Consider the following 25,104-nt stretch of genomic DNA (forward strand, 5'->3'; position numbering starts at 1 on the left):
GGGCAATGAGGACCGGTTGCGTCGATTTCCTCGAAGGGTCAAATCTGGTGGGACGATTTCCTGTGCCGCCACGCAGGGTTGCTTGCACATCGCCAATTATCTTTCCTTCGCTTAGTTGAGTGGGGGCATCCGGCGGGGGGCGGGCATCGGAAAGGCGCGCGGTCCGGCATCCAGGTTGGATGGAGTTCGACACCCGTGACCTGCGCTCCGCAGTCGCGGACGCACCACAGGGTAGCGGAGTCCATCGACGCACGGAAGATCCTTCGGCGCGCTGAACGCACGTTTTTTCTCAGCCGCAGCTCACGGCCGGGTATTTGCCTTGTGCATTACGTTTTTCGAAAGAGTTTGTTGACGGGCGAGTAGATCATGGGCAGCATATAGTCACTTTTGGATGGTCGAAGTCGATGCATGGGAGCGGTGGATGAGCGAGTCGCCGGACGCCGGGAAGACGCTGGCAATGCGGCCGAAGCTGCGGCACGACGTGGTCTTCCTCGACGCCCCGGCCGGCGCGTACCTGCGCGGACCGGACACCGCCTTCCTGATCAAGGGTAAGACGGCCTTCCGCTGGTTGACGTCGCTGAGTCCGTACCTCACCGGCGAACACACTCTCGCGCAGCTCACCGACACCCTCGACCCGGGGCAGCGGCAGACCGTGCTCACCCTGGTCCGAGCGTTGGTCGCCCGGGGCTTCGCCAAGGACGCGGGGGACCGCACGGACCTGCCCGCGCCGCTGGCCCGGCGGTTCGCCGCGCAGGTCGAGTTCGTCGACCACTTCGCCGACGACCCCACCGGCCGATTCCTGCGCTTCCACCAGGCCCAGGTGACGCTGGGTGGTAGTGGCGCACCGCTGCTCGCGGCCGCCCGCGGTCTGCTGCGCAACGGCTGCGTAACCCTGGACCTGTACCCCGAGGACGATCCCCACGGGTACGTCGAGGCGCTCCGCGACGACCTGGCCGAGCTGCGTGCCGACGGGATCACGGCCGAGGCGGCCGTGCATTCCGGGGCGCTGACGGTCGCCGCCGCGGACGCGGTGATCTACTGCACCGGTCCGGACGGGTTGTCCCGTCTGGCCGACCTCGCCCGCACCTGCCACCGCGACGGCCCGCTGCTGGTACCGGTGCACTGGGACGCCCAACGCACGGCCATCGGGCCGATCGTGGCGTCCGGACAGACTCCCTGTTGGCTCTGCGCCCAGCTTCGGCTCACCGCCGCAGCCGACCCGGCGACGTCGGCACGGTTCTGGCGTCAACTCGCCGTCGCGGTCGGCGCACCGGCGGCGCTGCCCGAGGTGACCGGACAGATGGTGGGCAACGCCGCCGCGTTCGAACTGTTCCGGGTACTCACCGGTGCGCTCGCGGCGGACACCGCCACCGGGGTGCTGCTGCTCGACTCGACCACGCTGGAGTCCGCCCGGGAACGGGTGCTGCCCCACCCGGCGTGCCCGGTCTGCCGGCACGTCGAGGTGCCTACCCCCGAGGCGCCCGCCGACATCGACGACGAGACGACGTACCAGCGGGCCGAGGTGCTGGTGGCACCGAACGCCGGCGTCTTCACCCGGTTCGTCGACGATCCGCTGGAACAGGCACCGCTGAAGACGGCCCGGCTGCGCCTACCCGGCCCGGACGCCCCGCGCGAGGTGACCGCCTTCGACGTCCACACTGTGATGGGCGCTCGGCTGACCGCCTACCGTACCGCGATCCGTGACCACACCAGCCGGTACGCCGATCCGTCCGGAGCGCTCATCACCTGCGCCGCTGAGCTGCGGGAGCGCGGCGCCGACCCGGTGCCATGGACGGAGCTGGACACCGCGGCCGGCGCGGCGCCGGACGACGCGCGGCGACGGTGGCTACCCGCCCGGGTGCTCGGCGGATCCGACGAGGTCTGGGTGCCCGCCGCGCTGGCACTGCCGCTCGGCGGGCACCACGGCGAGGGTTGGGCCGAGCCGACGACGGCTGGTGCGGCCGTCGCGGCCAGCCTCGAGGAGGTGATCGACCGGGGACTGGCCGACGCCCTCGCCTACCACGCGCTGATCAGCGCGATGCGGGGCTGGTCCGTCCCACGCCCGATCAGCCACGAGGAACTGACCGGCTACGACGACACCGCCTTCGTGGTCAAGGCGGCGCACCGGTTCGGTTGCCGGCTGACGGTCGTGGCACTGCCGGACGCCGCGCCCGCCCACGCCGTGCTCGCCGTCACCGAACTGCCCGGCACCGACCACAGGTACTGGGCACTGGCCGGTGGCTTCGACCCGGTCGCCACCCGGCTCGCCGCCGTACGAGACGCGGTCGGCCACATTCAGGTACGGCACTTCGAAGGGACCGACGCCGACCTCGGCGACCCGGTACTACGGGACTTCGAGCCGGCCACACTCGTCGCCGACGTTGCCGCGCTCGACCCCACCACCATCCCGGCCGCCACCGACCGCGCCGCCGTGCTGGCGGCACTGGCCCAGCGATCGATGAGCGCACTGCTGGTGGAGACCACCACCCGCGACATCCACGCCAGCGGAGCGTTCCGCAGCGGTGTGGTCCTGCTGCGCCACCACGGCCGTACGGCCGCCTGAAACCACCACGACACGTGGTCCCGGCGAGGCACACACCGTGAGAGGAGGTGGAAACATGCCGATCACCCTGCACGACGAACTGCGCGAACTGGAGACCGAGACCTTCGAGATCGAGGAGGTCGCCGACGGCGAGGAGATGCTCGCAGCGACCAGCTCCAGCTGCTCCTGCTCCAGCTGCTGCAGTTGCAGCACGTCCAGCTGTTGCAGCACCAGCACCAGCACCTCCAGCTGCGGCTGACCGGGTGAACGGGTTTACCCCCGACGCCGATGACCTTCCCGTCCTCAAGGGGATCGCAACACAACGCTCCACCGCCGCCGGCGTGAGCCGGCGAGTACCCTGCGTGCCTCCGCTGGATCCACCGTGGTGGTGCGTCCCCGACCAGGACCACTGGCGCCGATCGCGGCTCAAGGAGACGTCCGTGCCGACACAACCCCCGACATCCGCTTCGCTTGCCGACTCGGTCCGCAGCGAACTGCGCGACCTGCAGACCGAGACATTCGAGGTCGAGGACATCGCGGATCTGTCCGCCGACCTGATGGACATCTGCAGCAGCAGCACCAGCACGTCGAGTTGCTCCAGTTGCAGCACGTCCAGTTGTTGCAGCTGCACCTCGTCGAGTTGCAGCAGCACAAGTTAGGTCACCTGTCGCCGTGCGTTCCGCGTACGCCCGGCGGTCGGTGTGACCCGCAAGCACCAGAGGGGAGGTGTACCCAGATGCCGGAGCTCACTGAGGAACTGCGCGCGCTCGAGACCGAGACGTTCGAGATCGAGGACGTTGACGCGATCGACGCCATGGTCATGGACTGGTCCAGCTCCAGCTGCTCCTGCTCGAGCTGTTGCAGTTGCAGCACGTCCAGCTGCTGCAGCACCAGCACCAGCACCGGATGCGGCGGCGGATAAACCGCAGCCGCCACCGTCCCCGCCGGCGATCCACGTCGGCGGGGCACCGGTCCTCCGCCCCCGCCGTACGACCGCAGACAGGTGAACGTATGATCGTCGATGTCCGGACCACCTCCACCGGATGGGACAGCAGCCTCAAGCAGCTCGGTGAGGTGCTCCACGAGCGCCGCCAGGATCGGCCACCCCCGCCGGGTCCGACCTCGCTGGACGGAGTGACTGTCCGCATCGCCGCGCTGGGACTCACCGACGCCAACCGTGACACAGCGGAGACGGTGACCGAGGGCGACGTCCTGCCGATCTGGTTGCACGGCGTCACCGCGCTCGTCGGTCAACGCTGGTCACCGCCGACGCAGGGAGAGCGCGCCGGGCCCTGCCCGCTGTGCGTGCAGCGCCGCTGGCAGGCCATCCGGGTACGCGAGGAACGGCATGCCCTGGAGCACGACGCCCGGGTCGGCACCGTGGCCGCGCTGCCGCACCTGACTCCGTTCGCCGTCGACGCGTTGTGGCAGCTGCTGCTCACCGCCGCCGCCGCGTCGGCCGACCGGCCGGGCGTGGGTCGATTGTGGCAGCTGCGGATGGACACCCTGGAAACGACGAGCGTGACGGTGATGGTCGACTCCGAATGCCCGGCCTGCGCCCGGCCCCGACCGGACACCGCCGAAGCGGCGGTCATGCCGCTGACCAGTCGCCCCAAACCGGACCCGGAGTCGTATCGACTCCGGTCGGCCGGTGAGCTGGACCTGCCGGTGGCGGCGCTGGCCAATCCGCTCGTCGGCGCGCTGGGCGGCAACGCGTTGCGCGCGTACAACGCCACCGCGACCGCGCCGGTGACCGGCTACTTCCGGGTGCGTAGCCGCTACGACCTGCACGAGATGTGGTGGAGCGGGCACGCCAACAGCTACGGCAGCAGCGAGACGTACGCCCTGCTGGAAGGGCTGGAACGCTACGCCGGCCAGTTCCCCCGCGCCAAGGCGACGACCGTCTTCGACAGCTACGCCAACCTTGCCACGCACGCCCTCGACCCGGCCGGCCTGGGCTACCACCCGGCGTTCTACCACGGTCACGGGCTCTACTACTCGCCCTACTCGCCGACCGAGCCGATGCACTGGGTCTGGGGCTACTCGTTGCGGGACCGCGCGCCCCGACTCGTCCCCGAGCAGCTGGTCTACTACCTGGACCGCCGTACCGACCAGCGCAAGTTCGTCCAGGAGTGTTCCAACGGCTGCGCCAGCGGCAGCTGCCTGGAGGAGGCGCTGCTGCACGGCATGCTCGAACTCGTCGAGCGGGACGCCTTCCTGCTCGCCTGGTACGGCTCCGCCCGGATGGCCGAGATCGACCCGGCCACCTGCCGCGACGAGCGGGTGCACTTCATGATCGACCGGGTGAACCTGCTCGGATACGACATGCGTCTGTTCGACACTCGCGCCGACCTGCCCGTTCCGGTGGTCACTGCGGTCGCCGTCAAACGTGGCGACGGACTCGGGCAGCTCTGCTTCGCCGCCGGGGCCAGCCTCGACCCCGACGACGCGGTCCGCGCGGCGGTCTGCGAAACCGCATCGTACGTGCCCGGGTTCGACGAGCGGGTGGCCGCGAGCGAACCGGAGCTGCGGGAGATGACCCGCGACTACACGAAGGTCACCGAACTCAGTCACCACGCGCTGCTGTACGGCCTGCCGGAGATGACCGGCCACGCCCGGTTCCTCTTCGACAACCCGCCGCTGCGGTCGATGACCGACCTGTACAGCGACTGGCTGGCCACCCGGCCCACCCACGACGACCTGTGGGCCGACACGCAGCACCTGGGTGGCCTGATCGCCGGGCTGGGCGGCGACGTTGTCGCGGTCGACCAGACCTGCCCGGAGCAGGAGATCGCCGGGGTGCACACGGTGGCGGTGGTCGCTCCCGCCCTGGTGCCGATCGACTTCGGCTGGCAGCGGCAGCGAGTGCTCTACAGCGATCGGCTGGAACGGCACCTGGCCCGGGGCACGCACGGACCGGACCAGCTCGGTGCCACCGGTCGCAACCTGAACCCGCACCCCTTCCCGTAGGAGCACCGGCATGCAGCTTCCGGCCCGCGACATCGTGCGGGACTACACCGAGGCGGTCTTCCGCCGGGCCCGGGTTCCGATGGAACCCCTCAACTTCGAGGTGGACTGGGTCGACCAGCCCTCCCGCCACACCGCGTACCCGGGCGCGCCCCAGGTGCCGCTGCCGACGCACCTGCCCGACCTGGCCACCCTGCGGGACGTGTTCACCCAGGCGCCGTCGGCCTCGGCTGGCTGGTCGATGGCGCGGCTGGCGACCCTGCTCCGGCTGTCGTACGGGGTGCTCGACCGTCGGATGACGGTCAACTGGAACCAGGACGTCGCCAAACGGGCGCACTTCGAACATGCCGTGTGGGGGCGGGGCACCGCTTCCGGCGGCGGCATGTACCCGGTGGAGGTGTACCTGGTGGCCGGGGCGTCCGCGCCGGTGCTGCCCGGCGTCTATCACTACGACACCGGCCGGCACATGCTCCAGCGGCTGCTCGTCGGCGACGCCGGCGGCAGCATCCAGGCCGGGCTGGCCGGTCCCGAGGACGCCGACAGCTTCCTGGTGGCGAGCCTGCGGTTCTGGAAGAACTCCTTCAAGTACAACAGCTTCTGCTACCACGTGGTCACCCAGGACCTCGGCGCCCTGCTCGGCTCCTGGGAACTGCTGGCCTCCGCGCTGGGCGTACCGCTGCGCCGGCTGCTCTGCTTCGACCCGGCGCCGATGGACCGGCTGCTCGGCTTCGACAGCGACCAGCAGAGCGTGTTCGCGGTCGTGCCGCTGCAGTGGAGCGCCGAGGCGGCCGGAACCCGTGACCCCGCCGTACCCACCCGGGTCGGGGACGGCGGGGTCACGCCACCCGTGCAGATCCACTACGCCGCCCACGAGCGCTCGAAGCGGGTGCGACAGTTCCCGGCCGTGACCGAGGTGCACCGCGCGGCGGCCCACCCTCCGGCCACCGTCGACCCGGCCGCCGTCGTCGACGCCGCACCCCGGCCCCTGTCCGGCGAACCGGTCGCGTTGCCCGAACCCCGACTCGACCTGCTCGACCGTCCGCTGTCGACGGTGCTGGCCACCCGGTCCAGCAGCTTCGGCCGGTTCCGGCGGCCACCCGAGCTGACCGTCGCCGAGCTCGGCACCACGCTCGCCTTCGCCGCCGCCGGGCGACCCCACCCGGCCGACGCCGGCCTGCCCGCCGACGCGCCGGCCCTGACCCGGCTCTGGGTCTTCGCCAACCACCTCGACGGCCTGCCTGCCGGCGGCTACGCCTACTGCCCCCGGCGACACGCGCTGCTGCCCGCCGCGCCGGAACCCGCGGTCGGGATGTCGGCGTTCCTGCAACAGCACTACTTCCTCACCAACTACACGATGGGGCAGGTCGGCGCGGTGCTGGCCATCTCCGGACGGCTCGACGCCGTGCTCGACGCGTACGGTCCCCGGGGTTATCGGATCCTCAACGCCGAGATCGGCGCGGTGGCCCAGCGGGTCTACTGCGCCACGACCGCCCAGCGGGTCGGCTGCGGCGCGGTGCTCGGCTTCGACAACGTCGCCATGGACGAGGCGCTGGGTCTGTCCGACACCGACGAACGGACCGTGCTGTTCCTGCTGCTCGGTCGCAACTCGGACGCCGTGGCCACCGTGGAGTACCGGCTGTGACGCCCCCGACCCGCACCGACCTGCCGACGAAGGAGACAACAGTGACGGTGGCCCTGCCCGCCCCACCGGCCGCCGCCGAGATGTGCTGGCGGATGCCCGAGGTGTTCATGCTGCGCACCGGCGGGATGCCGCTGGAGGTAGCCGACCGGCTCGCCTTCGACCGCAGCGCCGCCTGGGCCCGACAGGTCGTGGACCTGGAGACCCGGCTGCGGCAGACCGGCCAGGAGCTGGCCGACGCGCTGCAGGCGGCGGTGGCCCGCCACCTGCACGACGACGGCCTGCGGCAGCGGCTGATCCGGTTGCGCCGTGACGTGTACAACCTGCGCCGGCCTCGTCCGGACGACCCGGCTGCCTGGGCCGACGTGCTCGACGCTGCCGACCACCGGGCGCTGACCGACTGGCTGGAGACGTTCGCCGCGTACCAGGGCCGTCTCACCGACGGCGCGTCGGTGCTGGCCGAGGAGTTGACCGAGCGGCGCGCCGTGCTGCGGGACCTCGCCGACGACCCCGACCTGCGCGGCGGGATCCTGCTCGCCTCCCCGTCACTCGACCAGTACCTGCCCGGATACCTCGCCGCAGCGGCCCGGCCCGGCAAACGGACCCGCCGGGTGGAGCGGTCGCTGCTGGAGTACGCGCTGCGGACCGCCTGCAAGACCAGCCCGTTCAGCCGGCTGACCACGGTCAACGTCGGCACCTTCCGCCACGGCGGCGGCCGGCTGCTCGACGTACGCCCCGCCGCCGACGCGGCCAAGGCGGCGGTGGCGCGACTCAACCTCGCCGTCCTGGGCCGACTGTCGGCGATAGTGCTGGCCGACGAGACGCTGCGCGCCGACCTGCCGGTCACCGTCACCACCGGCTGGCGCATCGAGCGGGGCCGGCTGCGTTATCTGCGGCGACGCCGGACCAGCTCGGAGGACGGCGACGCGGCGATCACCCTGGAGTCGATCCACGAGTCGCTGTTCGTGCTGCCCACCGGGCAGGTCCTGCACGACATCCTGGCCGCGCTCGACGGCGGTCGGGTGCGGCGGCTGGCCGACCTGGCCGCCGAGCTGACCGCCGCCGGCCGTCCCGCGGACGAGGTCGAGCAGTACCTGCACCACCTGCTGCGGGTCGGTCTGCTGGTGGTGCCGAACCTGCAACTGGACATCCACGCCGACGACCCGGCGGAGGGCTACCGGCTGGCGCTGCGCGCCATCGACCGCCCGTGGGCCGACCGGCTCGCCGAGCGGGTCGCCGCGGTCAACCGGCTGGCCACCGGGTATCCGGGCGCCGACATCGACGGTCGGCGTGCCGCGCTGGCCCAGATCCGTCACGAGCTGGTCGCCGCGCACACCGACCTCGGCCGCGCCGACGTGCCCGCTCCCCGGACCCTGGTGTACGAGGACGCCACGCTGCGCACCGACGCGCCGGTCACCGCCGACCGGGACCAGTGGGAGCGTACGGTGCTGCCCGGGTTGCGGGCGCTCGCGCAGATCATGCCGGTCTTCGACGTCAATCTGCCCCGTCGAGTGGTCACCAAGGGTTTCTTCAAGGCCCGCTACGGCGTCGGGGGGCGCTGCGACGACCTGCTCAGCTTCGCCCACGAGTTCCAGCAGGACTTCTTCGAGCACTACACCGGGCGGGCGATGCGCCGCCGGGCGTTCGACGCGGACAACACCTACGTCCGGCAGGAGAACTGGTTCCGGCAGGACGAGATCACCGCCCTGGACGACGCGCGCATCGAGGTGGCCCGGCGGGTCAACGAGGCGTACGCCGACCTGCCGGCCGACGCCGAGGAGATGGTGCTCGACGAGGCGTTCATGACCGAGGTGGCCGCGATGGTGCCGGCCACCCTCGGTACCCTCGACCCGCGGTCCTTCTTCCTCCAATTCGCCGACCAGGGCGACCGGCAGCGGGTGGTGGTCAACCGGGTCTACTCCGGCATGACGCTGCTCTTCTCCCGCTTCGCCCACCTGTTCGCCGCCGAGGACCTGGCCGGGGCGCTGCGCACCGAGCTGGCCCGGTTGCAGCCGGCCGGTGCGGTGCTCGCCGAACTGCGCGGCGGGTACGACGCCACGAACCTCAACCTGCACCCGGCGGTCACCCCGTACGAACTGGTCTGCCCCGGGGAGATCAGCTTCCGGCCGGAGGCCGAGCAGATCCACATGGACGACCTCAGCGTCGAACATGATCCGCTCACCGATCGGCTGCTGCTGCGTTCCCGTCGGCTCGACGCCGAGGTCATTCCGGTCTACCTGGGCTTCCTGCTGCCGATGGCGCTGCCCGAGGTGCAGCAGGTGCTGCTCAACTTCGCGCACCTCGGGATGGCCCAGCCGGACCTGTGGGCCGGCACCGACGTGCCGTTGCCCGACCGGGGCATGATCGGCTACCCCCGCATCGTGCACGGCGACCTGGTGCTGCAACGGCGGATGTGGAAGCTGCACCCCGACCACCTGCCGCCCGCGCGTACCCCGCAGGTCGACGACGCCGACTGGTTCCTGTCCTGGCAGCGGTGGCGGCGCGAGAACAACCTGCCGCGTCGGGTGTTCGCCACCCCGGAGGGCACCCGCCTGGCCCCCGCCCCGGCCGCCGACGGTGAGGCAGCCGCCGGTGGTGCCGCGGCCGGTGGTGGCGCGGCGGCGGGTGGTCGGCCGGAGCACAAGCCGCTCTACGTCGACTTCGACAGTTACCTGTGCCTGCAACTGCTGGACGCGATGAGCCGGTCGGCGGGCAGCCGGCTGGTGCTCGTGGAGATGCTGCCGGACCGTGACGAGCAGATGGTACGCACGCCGTCCGGCTCGTACGTGACCGAACTGACAGTTGAACTCAACGGTGTCCGAGGGGGAGTGGACCGTGACTGACTATCCGTCGCCGGTGGACCACGGCTGGCTCAGCGTCCACGTGTTCTACGCCAGCAACGCCAACCCGATGCTGGTGGAGGGCGTACGACCGCTTGTCGACGAGTTGCGCGAGGAAGGGCTGATCAGCAGGTACTTCTTCATCAAGTACTGGATGGAGGGCCCGCACATCCGGTTGCGGGTGCTGCCCGCACCGGGCGTGGACCCGCAGCTGGTGCGGACGCGGGTGGACGAGGCGATCGCTGCCTTCCTGCGCCGCCGACCCGCCCTGTACGAGGTCGACAGCGAAGGGCTCGGCGACCTGTACAAGCAGATGTTCCTGGCCGAGTACGGCCAGCAACGCTGGGACGCCGAGTACGGCGCGACCGGTCGGATGCCGATGCGGGCGAACAACAGTTACCACCACATCCCGTACGAGCGGGAGTACGGCCGTTACGGCGGCCCGGCTGGCATCGAGTTGGCCGAGTGGCACTTCGAGCACTCCAGTGACGTGGTGCTGGACCTGCTGGCCACCACCAACGTGCACGTACGGCCGGTGCTGCTGGGCCTGTCGGCGCAGTTGGGCATGATGCTGTGCGCGGTGTTCCTCGACGACGACCGGCGCATCGCCGAGTTCCTCGACGAGTACCGCCGTTTCTGGGAGGTCTCGTACTCCGAACCGAGCGACGAGTACCACGCCAGCTTCGATACCAGCTATCGGCGGATGGACGCCGCGCTGCGCGATCGGTTGGCCGCCATCCGGACGGCGGCACGGGGCCCCGCGTCCGCTCAGGCCACCGGGGTCGAGGGTCGCTGGGCGGTGCACTGCCGGGAACTGCGGGACCGGGTGGTCGCCCTGGCCGGGCAGGGCAAACTCGTCTTCCAGCGTGGCGATGCCGAGCCACGGGTGGTCGAGGATCTCGACGCGGTCGTACCGATCGTGCTCAGCTCGTACCTGCACATGACCAACAACCGGCTCGGCGTGAGCATCCTCGACGAGATCTACCTGTCGTACCTGATGCGGGCCGCACTGCTCGACGAGCCGGCGCCGGCCGGATCCCGATGACCACCGTCGAGGCCGGCCAGGCCGCCACCTGGGCCCGGCCCCGGCTGCGGACCGGGATCGTGCTCGGCCCGGGGATGTGGCGCGACGGCAAGCTCGTGCACCACGTCAAGGACCCGGAAACCGGCTGGTACTACCGGGTGGGGCCACGCGAGCACTTCCTGATGTCGCGGATGGACGGCACCCGCAGCCTCGACGACCTGGCCGAGGAGTACGCCACCGCCTATCAGCGTCGGCTCGGGCCGGAGAACTGGCAGCAGTTGTTCGGCATGCTGCACAAGCGGCAACTGCTGCACGGCGCGACGGACCCGGACGCCCTCGCCGCGCTCGCCGCCACAGCGGGCGGGGGCGCGGCGAAGGCGAAACGCGGCCTGTTGTCGGGTCGGCTGCCGCTGTTCGATCCGCAGCGGCTGTTCGACCGGGTGCTGCCCTGGCTGGGGCCGGTGTTCAGCTGGTGGTTCGTGGTGCCGGCGCTGGCGGTGGCGCTGGCCGTCGCCGGCTACGTGGTGTGGCACCTGCCGGAGTTGGCCGGCGGGGTCGGTGGCCGTCCGCTGCTGGCGATCGTGGTCGCGGTGGCGGTCACCTGGCTGATCGTCTTCCTGCACGAGTGCGCGCACGGTCTGACCTGCCGACACTTCGGTGGGCGGGTCACCGAGATCGGGGTGATGTGGCGGCTGCCGATGATCGCCCCGTACTGCAAGGTCGACGACGTGGTGCTGTTCACCCCACGCCGACGGGTGGCCACCGCGTTCGCCGGCGTCTTCGTCAGCATGCTGGCGCTGGTGCCGTTCGCCGCGGTACGCCTCTGGGGATCACCCGGGGTGCTGTACGACCTGGCCGGCACGATGCTGCTGTTCGGCACCGCCACCGCCGCGATCAACCTGGTGCCGTTCCTGCGCCTCGACGGCTACCACATGCTCAGTCACACCCTGAACCTCGCCGACCTGCGCGCCGACTCGTACCGCTTCTACGGCCGCCTGCTGCGCCAGGGCCCGCGAGCGGTCGCGGGCTACCGACCCCGCGACCGGGCGGCCTTCACCCTGTACGGCCTGACCTCCGTCCTGCTGGCCGGCACCGTCCTGACCTTCCTGATCCGCTACTGGTACACCACCCTCGCCAACTGGCTCACCCCCACCTGGGCGGTAGTCATCCTCACCACCGAAGCCATCCTCCTGGCCACCCTCATCACCCACCTGACCCGCCGCCGCCCCACCCCCACCCCTTGACCCACCCCCGCTCCGCCCTGACCCACCCCACCCCACCCCTCCCAGGCGCGCCGACCTTGCGCCCCCCATCCCGCCCTCGCCCCCGCCCCGCCCCGCCCCGCCCCCCGCCTCGGCGATCTTGCACTTTCCGTCGGGGCATACCCCTCCAAACGCCGCGAATCAGCGACCAAGAGTGCAAGATCGGCGGGGCGGGGCGGGGCGAGGCGGAGCAGGGCGGACGGGGCGGGGGCGGGGCGAGGGCGGGACTGGGGGCGTGGGGGTGGGTTTTTGGGTTTGTGGGGTGGGGTGGGGGTGGGCGGGGGGAGCATGGGGGCGGCGTTACGGAGGACGTGATGGCGGGCGTGCGGGAGACAGCGGTTGAGCCGATCGTCAGCGGCGAGGACGGCAGCCTGGCCGAACAGGTGTGGCGCAACGCGGCCGAGGATCCGGACGCGGTGCAGTTCATCCGCCCGGACCCGGACCCCCGCTCCTGGCCGGTACGACGCTCCGGCCACGGTGGCGCCCTGCCGGTGACCTGCCGGCAGTTCCGCGACGACGTGCTGGCGCTGGCCCGTGGCCTCATCGCCGCCGGGATCGTCGGCGGTGATCGGATCGGCCTGCTCAGCCGCACCCGCTACGAGTGGACACTCGTCGACTACGCGCTCTGGTCGATCGGGGCGGTCACCGTACCGATCTACGACACCTCCAGCCCCGACCAGATCCGCTGGATCCTCGCCGACTCCGGCGCGGTCGGCTGCGTGGTGGAGACGGCCGATCACGCCGCCACGGTCGACGGGCTGCTGCCGGAGCTGCCGGTGCTGCGCCAGACCTGGCGCATCGACACCGGCGACCTCATCACGCTGGCCGCCCGCGGGCGTGCGGTCGACTCCGCGGCGGTCGACGCCCGTCGGCACGCGGTGACCGGCGACCACCTCGCCACCATCGTCTACACCAGCGGCACCACCGGCCCGCCGAAGGGCTGCATGCTGGCCCATCGCAACATCTCCGCCGACATCGGCAACGCCACCGCCGTCCTGCCGCAACTGTTGCACCCGGGGGCGTCGACGGTGCTGTTCCTGCCGCTGGCACACGCCTTCGCCCGGCTGATCCAGGTCGGCATGGTGCGCACCCGGGCCACGATGGTGCACAGCGCCGACATGTCAGCGGTACTCGACCAGCTGCGCCGGTTCCGGCCCACCTTCATCCTCGCCGTACCGCGGCTGTTCGAGAAGCTGCACGACCAGGCGCGGCGTACCGCCGAGGACTCCCACCGGGGGACGCTGTTCAGCCTCGGCGAGTGGACGGCCCTGCGCTACAGCCGAGCCCTCGACCGGCCGGGTGGGCCGGGTCTGCCGTTGCGCCTGGCGCGCCTGCTGTTCGACGTGGTCGCGTACCGCAGGATGCGCGCCGCGCTCGGCGGACGGTGCCGGATGGCCATCGTGGGCGGGGCACCGACGGGGGAGTGGCTCGTGCATTTCTTCCGGGGCGTGGGCATCACCGTGCTGGAGGGGTACGGCCTGACCGAGACGTCCCCGGCGGTGGCGGCGAACCTGCCGTCGGCGATGCGGATCGGTACGGTCGGCCGCCCCCTGCCCGGGGTACGCATCCGCGTCTCCGACCAGGGCGAGGTCCTCGTGCGCGGTGAGCTGGTATTCCCCGGCTACTGGAACAACCCGGAGGCCAGCCGGGAAGCGGTGACCGACGACGGGTGGCTGCGTACCGGCGATCTGGGTCGGCTCGACGACGACGGCTATCTGCGCATCACCGGCCGGACCAAGGAGATCATGGTCACCGCGGCGGGCAAGAACATCGCCCCGGCGCCGATCGAGGAATGCATCCGGGCGCACCCCCTGATCAGCCAGGTGATGCTGGTGGCCGACGGCCGGCCGTACGTCGCCGCGCTGGTCACCCTCGACCCGCAGGCGTGGCAGCGGTGGCGCGACGAGCACGGGCACCCCGGCGCGGCGCTGGCCACGCTCCGCGACGATCCACACCTGCGCGCCGATATCCAACACGCGGTCGATCGGGCCAACCGGACGGTGTCGCGCGCCGAGCAGGTGAAGACCTTCCGGATCCTGCCCCGCGATCTCACCGAGGTCGACGGCGAACTCACCCCCACCCTCAAGATCAAACGGAACGCGGTGCAGGACCACTTCGCCGACGAGGTCACCGCCCTGTTCCGCCCTCACTGACCCACCGGGCCATGCGCCCACGGGACGGGCGTGCCACCGGGATGTCCCGCCATCCGGACCTGCGCAAAGACGACACGCCGGACGCTGTGTGGTCGGGCCGTCGCGGCAGGTTAAGGTGCGTTCGCATCTGTTGGCTGGCGGCATGGAGAAGTCGGTGACGGATCGACGGCGGGGGTGGCTGAGGCGCAGCCTGCTGCGGCTCGGACTCCTGACCGTCGTCGTCGGCTGCGCCTGGGGTGTCCACGAAGTCGCGGCGGTCGGTGTCGCCCACGTCGCCGAGATGTCGGCGGTGGGGTTCGCCCACGTTGCCGGGCCACCACTGCGCGACGGCGCGCCGCCCGTGCCGCCGCCCGCCGGCCCGCTGCAGACGGCCCAGACGGGTGAGCCGGCACCGTCCTCCGTGCCGGACGTGACCGCCGACGAGCCTGACGTCGCCAGGATCGCCACGCAGCTGACCGTCGGTCTCGACGGCGACCTGTCCGTGTATCAGGTGGCCGCGTACTGGCTGGCGGGTGGGCGGAGCGTCGCCCATTCGTCTCACCAGGGGGCGGAGTACGTGCCGCTGGCACCGCTGTCCCCGGCACCCGCGTCGAGCGGGCTCGACTCCCGGCGAACCTCCCACGGCAGCGCTGCCGACCTGGGGCCGGCCGCGTGGGCGCCGCCGCCGGCGCGTAGCCAACTGACCCGTCGGGTCCGGGCCACCCGACGGCCGTCCCGATCCCCTCGCCCGAGGAGCCGACCGGCCTGACCGGGGCAGCCGCCGCGTACCCCTGCGCCGCCGTGCCCCTGCCGGTCGGCCGACGCGGCGTCTGACGCCTGCGCAACCGCAACCCCGCCTCCCCGGCGGTCCGGCCACGCCGGTGCGCGCGGCCGGACCGGCCCACCGTGTCACTCGGACTTTCGTCTCACCAGGAGTTCCCATGCACCAATCCCCGCCTGTCAAACGCGCCCGTTGGCGTGACATCGACTGGATCGTCGACCTCGTGACCGCCACCGTCGCCCCCACCGCGCTCGGTGCGTGGCTGGTGCCCGACGAGCGGCGGCGTCCCGCCGTGCTCGCTGGCGCGGCACGCATCTGGGTCGAACACGCCCTGCTGTTCGGCGACGCGTTCCTGCTCACCGATGGTGCGGCGGCCACCGTCTGGTTCCACCGTTATCGTCCGATCCCACCGCCGTCGCGCTACGGCGAGCGCATCAAGGACGCCTGCGGCGGGCACGCGGACCGCTTCCGCCGGCTGGACCGGGCCCTCGGCGCGTGTCATCCGCAGGAGCCGCACAACCACCTGGCGATCCTCGCGGCGCCGCCGGACACGGAGCGGGCGAGTCAGGCTGCGGCCGTGCTCGCCGGCAGTCACCGGTTGATGGACACCTTCGGCCTGCCGATCTACGCCGACCTGTACAGCGACGCCGATCGGTGGCTCTACCAACGCCTCGGCTACCGCAGGCACCACCAGCTGGTACGGCCGGACGGGCCCCGCGTCGACCTGCTCTGGCGACCCGCCTCACCGAGGCGGATCAACACCACGCCGTCCGCCGGTCCCTGCCCCGACCAGCAGCTGTCCGGCCATGCCATGACGCCGGGTTGACACCTGCCACGCGAACCGGCCCGGAGTGATCGGTCCTGCGCCCGATCGACGGGAAGCGCGTCCGGCTCAATCCGGGAGCAGGGGCATCTCCGGGCCGGCGTCGTGACCGAGCAGCACCGCCCGGGTCAGGGCGGTGGAACCGAAACGCTCGCGGACCGCGTCGACGGCCGCGTCCAACTCGGCCGTCGGGTCGCGGTCCCAGGGCAGGGTGAGCTGGACGTGCCCGTCGCCCAGGTTGCCGACGGCGACACCGATCAGCGTGACGCCGCGGCGTTCGATCTCAGGCTGGGCCGCCCGCAGCAGACCGCGGGCGGCGCCGAGCACGACAGGCGTGTCGGCGGTCGCCTTGGCCAGGGTGTGGGAGCGGGTGGCCCGGGCGTAGTCGGCAAAACGCAGCCGCAGGGTGATGGTGCGTCCGGTGCGGGCGGCCGACCGTAGCCGCCGGGTGACCCGGTCGACCAGGCCGGCGAGGATCGCCTCCAGCTCGGCCGGGCGCCGCCCCGAGCGGCCCAGCGCGTGTTGCGCACCCATCGAGCCGCGACGCCGGCCGACCTGCACCGGCCGGGGGTCGCGGTTGTGCGCCAGCGCGTGCAGGTGCCGCCCGGCACCCGGCCCGAGCAACGACACAAGCGTCGCCTCGCCGAGGCGGGCCACGTCACCGACGGTACGGATCCGGTGCTGGCGGAGCTTGTCGGCGGTCACCGGCCCGACTCCCCACAGCCGCTCGACCGGCAACGGATGCAGGAAGGCCAACTCCCCGGCCGGTGCGACGACCAGCAGGCCGTCGGGCTTGGCCACCCCGCTGGCGACCTTGGCCAGGAACTTCGTCCGGGCCACGCCCACCGTGATCGGTAGGCCGACCTGCTCGCGTACCGCCCGGCGCAGCCCGGCCGCGATCGTCTCGGGTGGACCGACCAGGCGGCGCAGACCGCCGACGTCGAGGAACGCCTCGTCGATGGAGAGCCCTTCGACCAGCGGAGTGGTCTGCCGGAAGACCTCGAACACCGCCCGGCTGGCGGCGCTGTAGGCGGCCATCCTGGGTGGTACGACCACCGCGTCCGGGCACAGCCGGCGCGCCTGCGCGCCGCCCATTCCGCTGCGTACGCCCCGGGCCTTGGCCTGGTAGCTGGCCGCCAACACCACCCCACCGCCCACGATCACCGCCCGGCCGCGTAGTCGTGGATCGTCGCGCTGCTCGACCGAGGCGTAGAACGCGTCCAGGTCGGCATGCAGGATGGTGGCCTCGCCCGACACCCCGCCATCATCGCACACCTGTACTAAAAGCGGGGCTGACCTGCCGTGAATTACCCCCGGCCAGACCTGTCAGCGACTCACAGGCTCCACGGCCCCTCGGGCGTCGGCGGATGACGGTCAGGTCTGCGCGGTCGGGGACGGGGTGGCGCTGCCGCCCTGCGGCGATTCCTGCGACATCAGGTCCGCGATGGCGGCGCGGTCGGCCGCGGACGGCAGTCCCCATTGCGGGCGGTACCCGTACACCTCGCGCAGTGGGGTGGAGGTGGTCCGGCCGCCGAGGATCTCCACGGCATCGGTGTCGATCAGGCCGGGATGTTCGACGCCGCACGCCTCGGCGACCTTCAGCAGGTCCCGCCGCAGCGTCTTGACGTAGTGCGCGGCGCGGACCGCCTTGGAGGCCGGGTCCAGACCCCGGGTCAACCAGGCGTTCTGGGTGGCCACCCCGGTCGGGCAGCTGTCGGCGTGGCACTTCTGGGCCTGGATGCAGCCGATCGCCAGCATCGCCTCCCGACCGACGGCCACCATGTCGCAGCCGAGCGCGAAGGCGACAGTCGCGTTGTCGGGCAGGCCCAGCTTGCCGGAGCCGACGAAGACCACCTGCTCGTGCAGGTCACGTTCGGCGAACGTGGCGTAGACCCGGGTGAAGCCCTGCTGGAACGGCAGCGACACGGAGTCGGTGAAGATCAGTGGCGCGGCGCCGGTACCGCCCTCGCCGCCGTCGATGGTGACGAAGTCGACGCCCCGGCCGGTGTCGCGCATCAGGTCGGTCAGTTCGGTCCAGAAGTCGAGGTCACCGACAGCGGACTTGATGCCGACCGGCAGGCCGGTCTCGGCGGCCAGCAGCTCCACCCAGTCGAGCAGGCTGTCGCAGTCGGAGAACTCGGCGTGTCGGGACGGACTCACACAGTCCTTTCCGACCGGGATGCCTCGGGTCGCGGCGATCTCCGCCGACACCTTGGCCGCCGGCAGCAGCCCGCCCAGGCTGGGCTTGGCACCCTGGCTGAGCTTGATCTCCAGGGCCCGTACCGGCGCGCCGGCCACCACGTCCTTGAGGCGGGCCAGGTCGAACCGGCCCCGGTCGTCACGACAACCGAAGTACGCGGTACCGAGCTGGAAGATCAGCTCACCGCCGTGCCGGTGGTACGGCGACAGTCCACCCTCGCCGGTGTTGTGCAGGCACCCGGCGATCGCCGCGCCCCGGTTCAACGCCTCGACGGCCGGCCCGGACAGTGAGCCGAAGCTCATCCCGGACAGGTTCACCACCGACTCCGGTCGGAACGCGCGGGTGCGTCCCCGGGCCGCGCCGAGCACCTTGGCGCACGGTAGCCGCACCTCGTGCCCGAGCGTCGGCGTGGACGCGGGTACCGCCCGACCGAACGTACGGTGCTTGATCACGGGATAGCCGGGGGTGAACTCGATGTCGTTGTCGGTGCCGAAGCCGAAGTAGTTGTTCTGCTGCTTGGCCGAGGCGTACACCCAGCGGCGCTGGTCGCGGGTGAACGGCCGTTCCTCGTTGTTGCCGGCCACGATGTACTGCCGCAGTTCCGGCCCGATCGCTTCGAGCAGGTAGCGGGCCCGACCGAGCAGGGGGAAGTTGCGTCGCAACGCGTGTTCGCGTTGCAACAGGTCGCGGGTGGCGACGGCGGCGAGCGCGGCGACGGCTGCGGGTACGGCGTGACGGGCCCATCTCATCCCGCCACTCTTTCCGCCGCCCGGCCTGGCCAAACGCCTGCGTCCCCGCAGCAGGGTCCCGCAGCCTGTTCCGCAGGTCCGTTCCGCACCGATACGGGGAACGTTTCCCCCGTATGCCACCCGGGTAGGTCGGGCCGGACGTATCACCCGCCCCCTGTGGAGGACCATCCGATGCGAGACAACTTCGGTGACGCGGTGGGGGAGACCCTCCGCTCGATACTGCTCTTCCTGCCCCGAGCCGTCGCCTTCGTGGCGATCCTGGTGGCCGGTTGGCTGATCGCCAAGGCCGTCCTGAAGCTCACGGACCGGCTGCTCGAACGCGTCGGTTTCGACCGCGCCGTCGAGCGTGGCGGCATCCGCCGGGCGCTGGCCAACTCCCGGTACGACGCCAGCGACATCGTCGCCCGACTGGCCTACTACGGCGTCCTGCTGCTCACCCTCTACCTCGCCTTCGGCATCTGGGGACCGAACCCGATCTCCGACCTGATCGCCGGGGTGATCGCCTGGCTGCCGCGCGCCTTCGTCGCGATCGTCATCGTCGTCGTCGCGGCAGCGATCGCCAGCGCGGTGAAGGACATCATCTCGGGGGCGCTCGGCGGCCTGTCGTACGGCCGGCTGCTGGCCACCATCGCCTCGGCGTTCATCCTCGGTCTGGGCATCATCGCCGCCCTCAACCAGATCGGGGTCGCCACCGCCGTGACCACTCCGGTGCTGATCGCTGTGCTCGCCACCGTCGGCGGCATCCTGGTCGTCGGGGTCGGCGGCGGGCTGGTGCGGCCCATGCAGAGCCGCTGGGAGTCCTGGCTGTCCCGCGCCGAGCAGGAGACGCGGACCATCACCGAGCATGCCCGCGCCTACTCCGCCACCCGCCGCGACGCCCAGCAACGCCCGGCCGAACCCGTCGCCCCGGCCGCCGGCATCGTCACCGAGCCCACGAACGTCACCGAGCCGACCTTCACCGCTCCGACCGCGACCACCTCCGCCGCGTCCTTCGGTGACCGTCCCGGCTACGACGACCCGGAGGCCACCCAGATCGTCACCGCCCCCGGCACCAACGACGACACGACCGCCCTGCCCCGCCGAGACGACCCCGAGGCCACCCAGATCGTCGACACCGCCGGCATCGACAGCGACCCGACGACGACGCTGCCTCGCCAGGACGACGACCCGGAGACGACCCAGGTCACCACGTCGACGCCCGAGGTGCCGACCCAACGCACCGCCGACGACAGCGAGTCGACAATCGTGCTGCCCCGGCCCGACGACGAGCCACGCCGCTGAGGCGTACGCGGGACGGGGTCCTTCACGGCCCCGTCCCGCGTACTGCACCGGGGCACCGACACACCTTCCCACCGGCTACCATCGCCGCCATGAACTGGCGACATTGATGCCCGAGCCGAGGCCGTGGGCCGCCTGCGGACGCCGCAACACCGGCGTCCGTCGTCCCGTCCCACCCGGAAGGCCTCATGATTCTCACCATCGCCGGGGGCCGCCGTCTGGCGACCACCCTCTACGCGTACGCGTTCCTCACCGACCTGGTCCTGCTCTATCCGGTGTACGCCCTGCTGTTCGCCGACAGCGGCCTGTCGGTCGGGCAGATCTCCTCGCTGTTCGTGATCTGGTCGGTGGCCGGCATCGCCCTGGAGGTGCCCTCCGGCGCGTGGGCCGACGCCACCTCCCGCCGTCTGCTGCTCTGCCTCGCGCCGCTGTGCACCGCCGCCGGGTTCGCGCTGTGGACGTTCGTGCCGTCCTATCCGGCGTTCGCGCTCGGGTTCGTGCTCTGGGGCGCCGGTGGCGCGCTCGCCTCCGGGGCACTCGAAGCGCTGGTCTTCGACGAACTCGATCACCTCGGTCTCGCCCAGCGTTACGCCCGCACCATCGGCCGGGCCCGCACCGCCGGCACGGTCGGCGTACTCGCGTCGATCCTGCTGGCCGGGCCGGTGCTCGGGCACGGCGGCTATCCCGCCGTCGGCCTCGCCAGCGTCGCGGCCTGCCTGCTCGCCGCCGCCGTGGCCACCCGCTTCCCCGAGCACCAGGCCGCAGCCACGGACACCCTCATCGTCGCTGCCCCGGCTGTCCCGGCTGCCCCGGTCGTGCCGACGCAGCACCGTGATCCGGCCGACCCGGCCGACGAGCCCGGCTGGTGGCAGGGTCTGCGCGGCGGCCTCGCCGAGGCCCGCCGGGATCGGCGGGTACGCGCCGGGGTGCTGCTGGTCGCGGTGGTGACGGCGACCTGGGGTGCGCTGGAGGAGTACACCCCGCTGCTGGCCCGAGACACCGGCGTCGCCCTGACCACGGTGCCGCTGCTGCTTCTGCTCCTCGCGCTCGGCCAGGTGATCGGCGGCCTGCTCGCCCCGGCCGGCGAGCGGCTGTCCACCCGTGGGTACGCCCTGCTGCTGGCTGGGTCGGCGGCGGCCCTGGCCGGCGGGGCGCTGCTGCGGCACCCCGCCGGTTTCGTGCTGCTGGCAGGGGCGTTCTGCGGATTTCAGCTCGCCTCGGTGCTGGCCGACGCGCGGTTGCAGGCGCGGATCAGCGGCCCCCGACGGGCCACCGTCACCTCGTTGGCCGGCATGGCCACCGAGGTGATCACCATCGTCGTGTACATCGGCTTCGGTGTGGTCGCCACCGTGAGTAGCAACGGTGTGGCCTTCGCGCTCGCCGCCCTGCCGTACGCGCTGATCGCCCTGCTGATGCTCGGCGGTGGCCGGCCCCCGTCCCGTCGGTCACGGCCGGAGGCGTCGGCACCGAGCGTGGTGTGAAGGGGCGGGCGGTCAGGGCTTGTCGACGTCCAGGTAGACCCAGAGGCCGTCCTCACGGACGAAGCGGCTGCGTTCGGTCATCGATCCGGCACCGACACCGTCGCGGTAGTGGGCGCGGAACTCGACGGTGCCGGTGCTGTCGAACAACCCGCCCTGCTCGGTGGCGACGATCTCGAGGCCGGTCCACCGCTGGCCGGGATCGAGGCGCAGCCGCGCCGGCCGGGTGCTGCTGTGCCAGCTGTGCAGCAGATAGTCCGCGTCGCCGACGGCGAAGGCGGCGTACCGGGATCGCATCAGCGCCTCGGCGGTCGGGGCCTGCGCCTCACCGGAATGCAACCGCCCACAACAGTCTCCGTACGGCAGACCCGTCCCGCACGGACACACTCCCACCGTCACGGCCCGTCGCGGCTGTCTGCTGTCTCGTCTGGCCATGCCGCCATCCTCGCCGCGCCCGCCGCAGCGGGGCACGCCGGGGTACGCCGTCGGGCGACGCCGGCTCGTGCCGATCGCTGCGGGTCCCGGAGATCACCGAGGCTCGCGTACGCGCGGGTCCCGAGGGCCTCGGTCAGCGCGATCCGGTACGCGCACCGCGCCGACTTCCGAACGACTCCATCGTCGTGGCCTTCTTCGCCGGGGTCGTGCTCGCCTTACGGGACCGGGACGCCGCCGCCTGGGAGGCGGTGCTCTTGCGCGTCGCCGCCTTCTTCGTGGTCGTCTTCTGCGCCGGTGCCGTCGCGCCGGCGGCCTTACCGGCCGGCGCCTTCTTCGCCGTCGCCCGGGTGGCCGTCGACGTCTTCTTCGCCGTCGACGTCTTCTTCGCTGGGGCGCGCGTGGCTGTCGAGGCCTTCTTGGCGACCGCTGTTGCTTTCTTGACCGCCGTTGCCTTCTTGACCGCCGGTGCCGTCTTCGCGGCGTTGCCGGTCTTCGGGGTGGTGGTCTTCTTCGCCGCCGTCGCCTTGGCGGTGGGCCGACGGGTCGGCGTGGCCGTGGCGGAGACCGCCTTCTTGCGGGCGGTGCGCGGGGTCGTCGGCGTCGGCTTCCCGCCCGGGGACTTCGCGGCCGTGGCTCCGGTGGCCCGCTTCGTCGCCGTCGCCACCTTCTTCGCCGCCACCTTGGCCGGCGGTGGAACCTTACGCGCCGCGGTGTGCTTCCTGGCTCGTCCTGCGTCCGCCATTCGTCGCTCCTCGGGATCTGCCGTGGACGCACGGTCTTCCCGACACCGGGCCGGTCAAACGCGACCGTAGCGCCTCACGCCGTACGGGTCGCGAACACGATCACGTTGTCGACATACTCGCCGCTGTCCTGGTCGAACCGGCCGCCGCAGGTGATCAGGCGCAGCCCGGCGACGGCGCCCGGGCCGTACACCAGGTCGGTGGGAAAACCGTCCTTCGGGTACGCCACGACACCGTCGACGGCGAAGCGGACCACGGTGGCGTCGGCCCGGGCGATGTGGACGGTGTCGCCGGGACGCAACCGTCCCAGGTCGAAGAAGACAGCCGGCCCGCCCGGAGCATCGACATGGCCCACCAGCACCGCGTTGCCGATCTCACCGGGGCTGACACCGGGGGAGTACCAACCGGCCACGCCGGGTCGGTCCAACGGGGGCACCTCCAGCGCCCCGGCCGGGTCGGCGGCGACCGCAATCAGTGGTGCGCGTACGCCGATGCGGGATATCCGGACCTCGACGGGGTCGGCGCGCGGCAACGGCGACAGACGCGGCGCGGCCACCGCCCCGGGCAGCACACCTGCGGCGTCGGGTTGCGGCGGCCGGGGCGGCAACCGCGCCACACCGACACCGACCAGTGCGAGCCCGGCCACCGCCGACAGCGTCACCAGAAGGCGACCGAGCCGGTACCCCCGCATCGTCTCGTACCTCCCGTGTTCGGGCTGGCCCTGGCGGCACTGCTCATCGCCACTGGCGGGCCGGTGCTCGGCCGTGCTTTCGCGGGTGCTGGCACGCGGACGGGTGCCCGTGCCGGGGCTTGCGGCGCGGGCACCCGTCGTCGGAGTCTGATCGCTCAGAGCGTCGCGGCCTCGGCCGCGTGACGACGGCGTCGGGCCAGGATGACCGCGCCGCCGAGCGAGGTGACGAGCAGAGTCGCCCCGGCGGCCAGGGTCCCGCCGCCGGTGTCGGTCCGACCGCCGGCCTGCGCGCCGCCGATCGGGGTGACCGTGAAGGTCGCGCTACCGTCGGCCGTACCGTCGCCGCAGGTGGCAGCCACGGTGTACGTCCCCAGGGTGAAACCGGCGGTGAACAGTTCGGCACTCAACCCGCCGCCGGCCGCAGCGGTGGTGGACCGGACATTCTGGTCGCGGTCGGGTCCGGTGACGTGGAAGATCGCATCGCCGGAGTTCGGGTTGCAGTTGGTCGCGGTGAGCACGACAGTCCCCCCGACCGGGGTGGTCGACGGCGACACGGTGGTGTCAGCCAGTGCGGTGCCCGGCAGCAGCAGCGCCCCGAGAGCGATACCACCCGCCACTGGTACGAGAACATTTGTTGCCTTCATACGCGCTTCCCTCACTTTTCGTCCGCTGACTACGTAGGACGCTGCTCGGGTGGCCAACTCCGCGACTAGCACCGGTGTGCCCAACACTAGGGGGCCTTGCCCCCCGATCCGATGAAAATGAGAAATCCCCGTTAACGTCCCGAGTCCTCCGCTCGCCGCCCCGGACACACCCCTCGCCCACTCCGCATCCCGCCCACCCCGCAGGCCCGCTTGCGCCGCCCGACCCGTCCTGCACGCCCTCAGCCACCCCACCCGCGTCTGTGCGCCTGCCGCGCGGGAATGCCCTTATGTCCGCCTCGATCCGCACGATCCCCCACGCGTTCATCGCGATGATCGACTCCGTTACGCCGGAATGGCGGTTTCCCGCCGCCCCGGACCCCGCAATTTCGGCGTAATGGTTAGGGCTCACCAGGCCGCCTGGCGGCCGCGTGGCCGTGCGTGGCCCATCACTGCCTTTCCCCAGGGGCCGGTCCGCGCGGCGTTTGAGGGTGGGCAGGTGGTGTGGGCTCAATGAGCAAATCAGCTCAGGTCCGGTTTGGCTGTGGGGGTCACGATGGGAGGTGATGTCCGGTTCGCCGGTGGAATCGGCGGGGAATGGGCGTGGCCTGCGGGTCGTTGAACACGTCTGAACGACCGAGGAAGGCGCCGGGCCTGAGCCTGGCGGGTGCGGGCCGGAATGTGGGCCCGCCGGATGGCGTTGTATCGGGTGGCTGACCAAGCAGGGCCCCCGTGACGCGCCTGTGGTCGGGTGTGATCCGGCCTCCGGGAATCACCGCCCTCGGTCAGTGGTTGTGCATGGTCCCGCCGCCGCGAAGGGGTCCCCCCGGGGCCCCGCGATGGGTTCCCCGTCCCGCGTGTGAGCCGGTGAACCTTCCCCCC

19 protein-coding genes and 1 pseudogene are annotated in these 25,104 nt (G+C 71.8%); 14 read left to right on the top strand and 6 right to left on the bottom strand.

Going from position 1 to position 25,104, the window contains the following annotated elements; all coding sequences use genetic code 11:
* Nucleotides 1-421 precede the first annotated feature (421 nt).
* From Vgi01_RS23215 to Vgi01_RS23270, 12 genes are all read left to right on the top strand, one after another.
* Nucleotides 422-2,563, top strand: a complete 2,142-nt coding sequence (locus tag Vgi01_RS23215) for a TOMM precursor leader peptide-binding protein (protein WP_204292354.1) — start codon at nt 422-424, stop codon at nt 2,561-2,563.
* A 55-nt stretch (nt 2,564-2,618) separates the two neighbouring features.
* Nucleotides 2,619-2,801 carry a hypothetical protein gene (locus Vgi01_RS23220; RefSeq protein ID WP_102658263.1) on the top strand — a complete coding sequence of 61 codons (183 nt, stop codon included), beginning with the start codon at nt 2,619-2,621 and terminating at the stop codon, nt 2,799-2,801.
* A gap of 181 nt (nt 2,802-2,982) precedes the next feature.
* Nucleotides 2,983-3,201 (top strand): thiazolylpeptide-type bacteriocin, encoded by a 219-nt coding sequence (locus Vgi01_RS23225; protein WP_102658262.1) that lies wholly within the window; start codon nt 2,983-2,985, stop codon nt 3,199-3,201.
* Nucleotides 3,202-3,278: 77 nt separating this feature from the next.
* Complete coding sequence (locus tag Vgi01_RS31470; RefSeq protein ID WP_102658261.1) at nt 3,279-3,464, top strand: thiazolylpeptide-type bacteriocin; 186 nt, start codon at nt 3,279-3,281, stop codon at nt 3,462-3,464.
* An 89-nt stretch (nt 3,465-3,553) separates the two neighbouring features.
* Nucleotides 3,554-5,512 carry a TOMM precursor leader peptide-binding protein gene (locus tag Vgi01_RS23235; RefSeq protein WP_204292355.1) on the top strand — a complete coding sequence of 653 codons (1,959 nt, stop codon included), beginning with the start codon at nt 3,554-3,556 and terminating at the stop codon, nt 5,510-5,512.
* A gap of 10 nt (nt 5,513-5,522) precedes the next feature.
* On the top strand, nt 5,523-7,151 hold the full coding sequence (locus Vgi01_RS23240; RefSeq protein WP_204292356.1) for a SagB family peptide dehydrogenase: 1,629 nt from the start codon (nt 5,523-5,525) through the stop codon (nt 7,149-7,151).
* Complete coding sequence (locus Vgi01_RS23245) at nt 7,148-9,991, top strand: lantibiotic dehydratase (protein WP_204292357.1); 2,844 nt, start codon at nt 7,148-7,150, stop codon at nt 9,989-9,991. Before Vgi01_RS23240 ends, Vgi01_RS23245 begins: the two co-directional genes overlap by 4 nt.
* A complete protein-coding gene (locus tag Vgi01_RS23250) occupies nt 9,984-11,033 on the top strand; it encodes a thiopeptide-type bacteriocin biosynthesis protein (protein ID WP_239089123.1) in 1,050 nt (349 codons plus the stop codon). The genes Vgi01_RS23245 and Vgi01_RS23250 overlap by 8 nt, the downstream gene beginning before the upstream one ends.
* The gene (locus Vgi01_RS31180; RefSeq protein WP_204292359.1) at nt 11,030-12,256 is read left to right on the top strand and encodes a M50 family metallopeptidase; all 1,227 of its coding nucleotides are present in this window, start codon (nt 11,030-11,032) and stop codon (nt 12,254-12,256) included. The genes Vgi01_RS23250 and Vgi01_RS31180 overlap by 4 nt, the downstream gene beginning before the upstream one ends.
* 332 nt (nt 12,257-12,588) lie before the next feature.
* Nucleotides 12,589-14,427, top strand: a complete 1,839-nt coding sequence (locus Vgi01_RS23260; protein ID WP_204292360.1) for an AMP-dependent synthetase/ligase — start codon at nt 12,589-12,591, stop codon at nt 14,425-14,427.
* 154 nt (nt 14,428-14,581) lie between these two features.
* Nucleotides 14,582-15,175: a hypothetical protein gene (locus tag Vgi01_RS23265; protein ID WP_204292361.1), complete on the top strand. Its 594-nt coding sequence runs from the start codon at nt 14,582-14,584 to the stop codon at nt 15,173-15,175.
* 172 nt (nt 15,176-15,347) lie between these two features.
* On the top strand, nt 15,348-16,013 hold the full coding sequence (locus Vgi01_RS23270; protein WP_204292362.1) for a hypothetical protein: 666 nt from the start codon (nt 15,348-15,350) through the stop codon (nt 16,011-16,013).
* Between the two features lie 66 nt (nt 16,014-16,079).
* Here the strand turns inward: Vgi01_RS23270 and dinB are convergent, their stop codons facing one another.
* Both dinB and Vgi01_RS23280 read right to left on the bottom strand, forming a co-directional pair.
* On the bottom strand, nt 16,080-17,267 hold the full coding sequence (gene dinB, locus Vgi01_RS23275; protein WP_102660900.1) for a DNA polymerase IV: 1,188 nt from the start codon (nt 17,265-17,267) through the stop codon (nt 16,080-16,082).
* 117 nt (nt 17,268-17,384) lie between these two features.
* Nucleotides 17,385-18,959 carry an FMN-binding glutamate synthase family protein gene (locus tag Vgi01_RS23280; protein ID WP_102660901.1) on the bottom strand — a complete coding sequence of 525 codons (1,575 nt, stop codon included), beginning with the start codon at nt 18,957-18,959 and terminating at the stop codon, nt 17,385-17,387.
* 171 nt (nt 18,960-19,130) lie between these two features.
* Here Vgi01_RS23280 and Vgi01_RS23285 point away from each other — a divergent pair.
* Nucleotides 19,131-19,776 (top strand): annotated as a pseudogene (locus Vgi01_RS23285) (mechanosensitive ion channel family protein); the annotation flags it as partial.
* Between the two features lie 649 nt (nt 19,777-20,425).
* Entirely contained in the window at nt 20,426-21,718 is a 1,293-nt protein-coding gene (locus tag Vgi01_RS23290) for an MFS transporter (protein WP_204292364.1), read from the top strand.
* A 12-nt stretch (nt 21,719-21,730) separates the two neighbouring features.
* Here the strand turns inward: Vgi01_RS23290 and Vgi01_RS23295 are convergent, their stop codons facing one another.
* From Vgi01_RS23295 to Vgi01_RS23310, 4 genes are all read right to left on the bottom strand, one after another.
* Nucleotides 21,731-22,150: a YchJ family protein gene (locus Vgi01_RS23295; RefSeq protein ID WP_204292365.1), complete on the bottom strand. Its 420-nt coding sequence runs from the start codon at nt 22,148-22,150 to the stop codon at nt 21,731-21,733.
* Between the two features lie 133 nt (nt 22,151-22,283).
* Nucleotides 22,284-22,892, bottom strand: a complete 609-nt coding sequence (locus Vgi01_RS23300; protein ID WP_204292366.1) for a histone H1 — start codon at nt 22,890-22,892, stop codon at nt 22,284-22,286.
* A gap of 74 nt (nt 22,893-22,966) precedes the next feature.
* Complete coding sequence (locus Vgi01_RS23305; RefSeq protein ID WP_204292367.1) at nt 22,967-23,581, bottom strand: class F sortase; 615 nt, start codon at nt 23,579-23,581, stop codon at nt 22,967-22,969.
* Nucleotides 23,582-23,736: 155 nt separating this feature from the next.
* Nucleotides 23,737-24,198: a hypothetical protein gene (locus Vgi01_RS23310; protein WP_233197097.1), complete on the bottom strand. Its 462-nt coding sequence runs from the start codon at nt 24,196-24,198 to the stop codon at nt 23,737-23,739.
* Nucleotides 24,199-25,104 lie beyond the last annotated feature (906 nt).

The sequence above is a fragment of the Micromonospora gifhornensis genome (assembly GCF_016863515.1).
Taxonomy (GTDB): Bacteria; Actinomycetota; Actinomycetes; order Mycobacteriales; family Micromonosporaceae; genus Micromonospora; species Micromonospora gifhornensis.

Bases quoted from the DNA above. Each gene is read 5' to 3' on its own strand.
- Vgi01_RS23235 (WP_204292355.1), top strand. From the start codon at position 3,554: ATGATCGTCGATGTCCGGACCACCTCCACCGGATGGGACAGCAGCCTC.
- Vgi01_RS23290 (WP_204292364.1), top strand. From the start codon at position 20,426: ATGATTCTCACCATCGCCGGGGGCCGCCGTCTGGCGACCACCCTCTAC.
- Vgi01_RS23215 (WP_204292354.1), top strand. From the start codon at position 422: ATGAGCGAGTCGCCGGACGCCGGGAAGACGCTGGCAATGCGGCCGAAG.
- Vgi01_RS23305 (WP_204292367.1), bottom strand. From the start codon at position 23,581: ATGCGGGGGTACCGGCTCGGTCGCCTTCTGGTGACGCTGTCGGCGGTG.
- Vgi01_RS23280 (WP_102660901.1), bottom strand. From the start codon at position 18,959: ATGAGATGGGCCCGTCACGCCGTACCCGCAGCCGTCGCCGCGCTCGCC.
- Vgi01_RS23260 (WP_204292360.1), top strand. From the start codon at position 12,589: ATGGCGGGCGTGCGGGAGACAGCGGTTGAGCCGATCGTCAGCGGCGAG.
- Vgi01_RS23270 (WP_204292362.1), top strand. From the start codon at position 15,348: ATGCACCAATCCCCGCCTGTCAAACGCGCCCGTTGGCGTGACATCGAC.
- Vgi01_RS23220 (WP_102658263.1), top strand. From the start codon at position 2,619: ATGCCGATCACCCTGCACGACGAACTGCGCGAACTGGAGACCGAGACC.
- Vgi01_RS23300 (WP_204292366.1), bottom strand. From the start codon at position 22,892: ATGGCGGACGCAGGACGAGCCAGGAAGCACACCGCGGCGCGTAAGGTT.
- Vgi01_RS23240 (WP_204292356.1), top strand. From the start codon at position 5,523: ATGCAGCTTCCGGCCCGCGACATCGTGCGGGACTACACCGAGGCGGTC.
- Vgi01_RS23295 (WP_204292365.1), bottom strand. From the start codon at position 22,150: ATGGCCAGACGAGACAGCAGACAGCCGCGACGGGCCGTGACGGTGGGA.
- Vgi01_RS31470 (WP_102658261.1), top strand. From the start codon at position 3,279: ATGCCGGAGCTCACTGAGGAACTGCGCGCGCTCGAGACCGAGACGTTC.
- Vgi01_RS31180 (WP_204292359.1), top strand. From the start codon at position 11,030: ATGACCACCGTCGAGGCCGGCCAGGCCGCCACCTGGGCCCGGCCCCGG.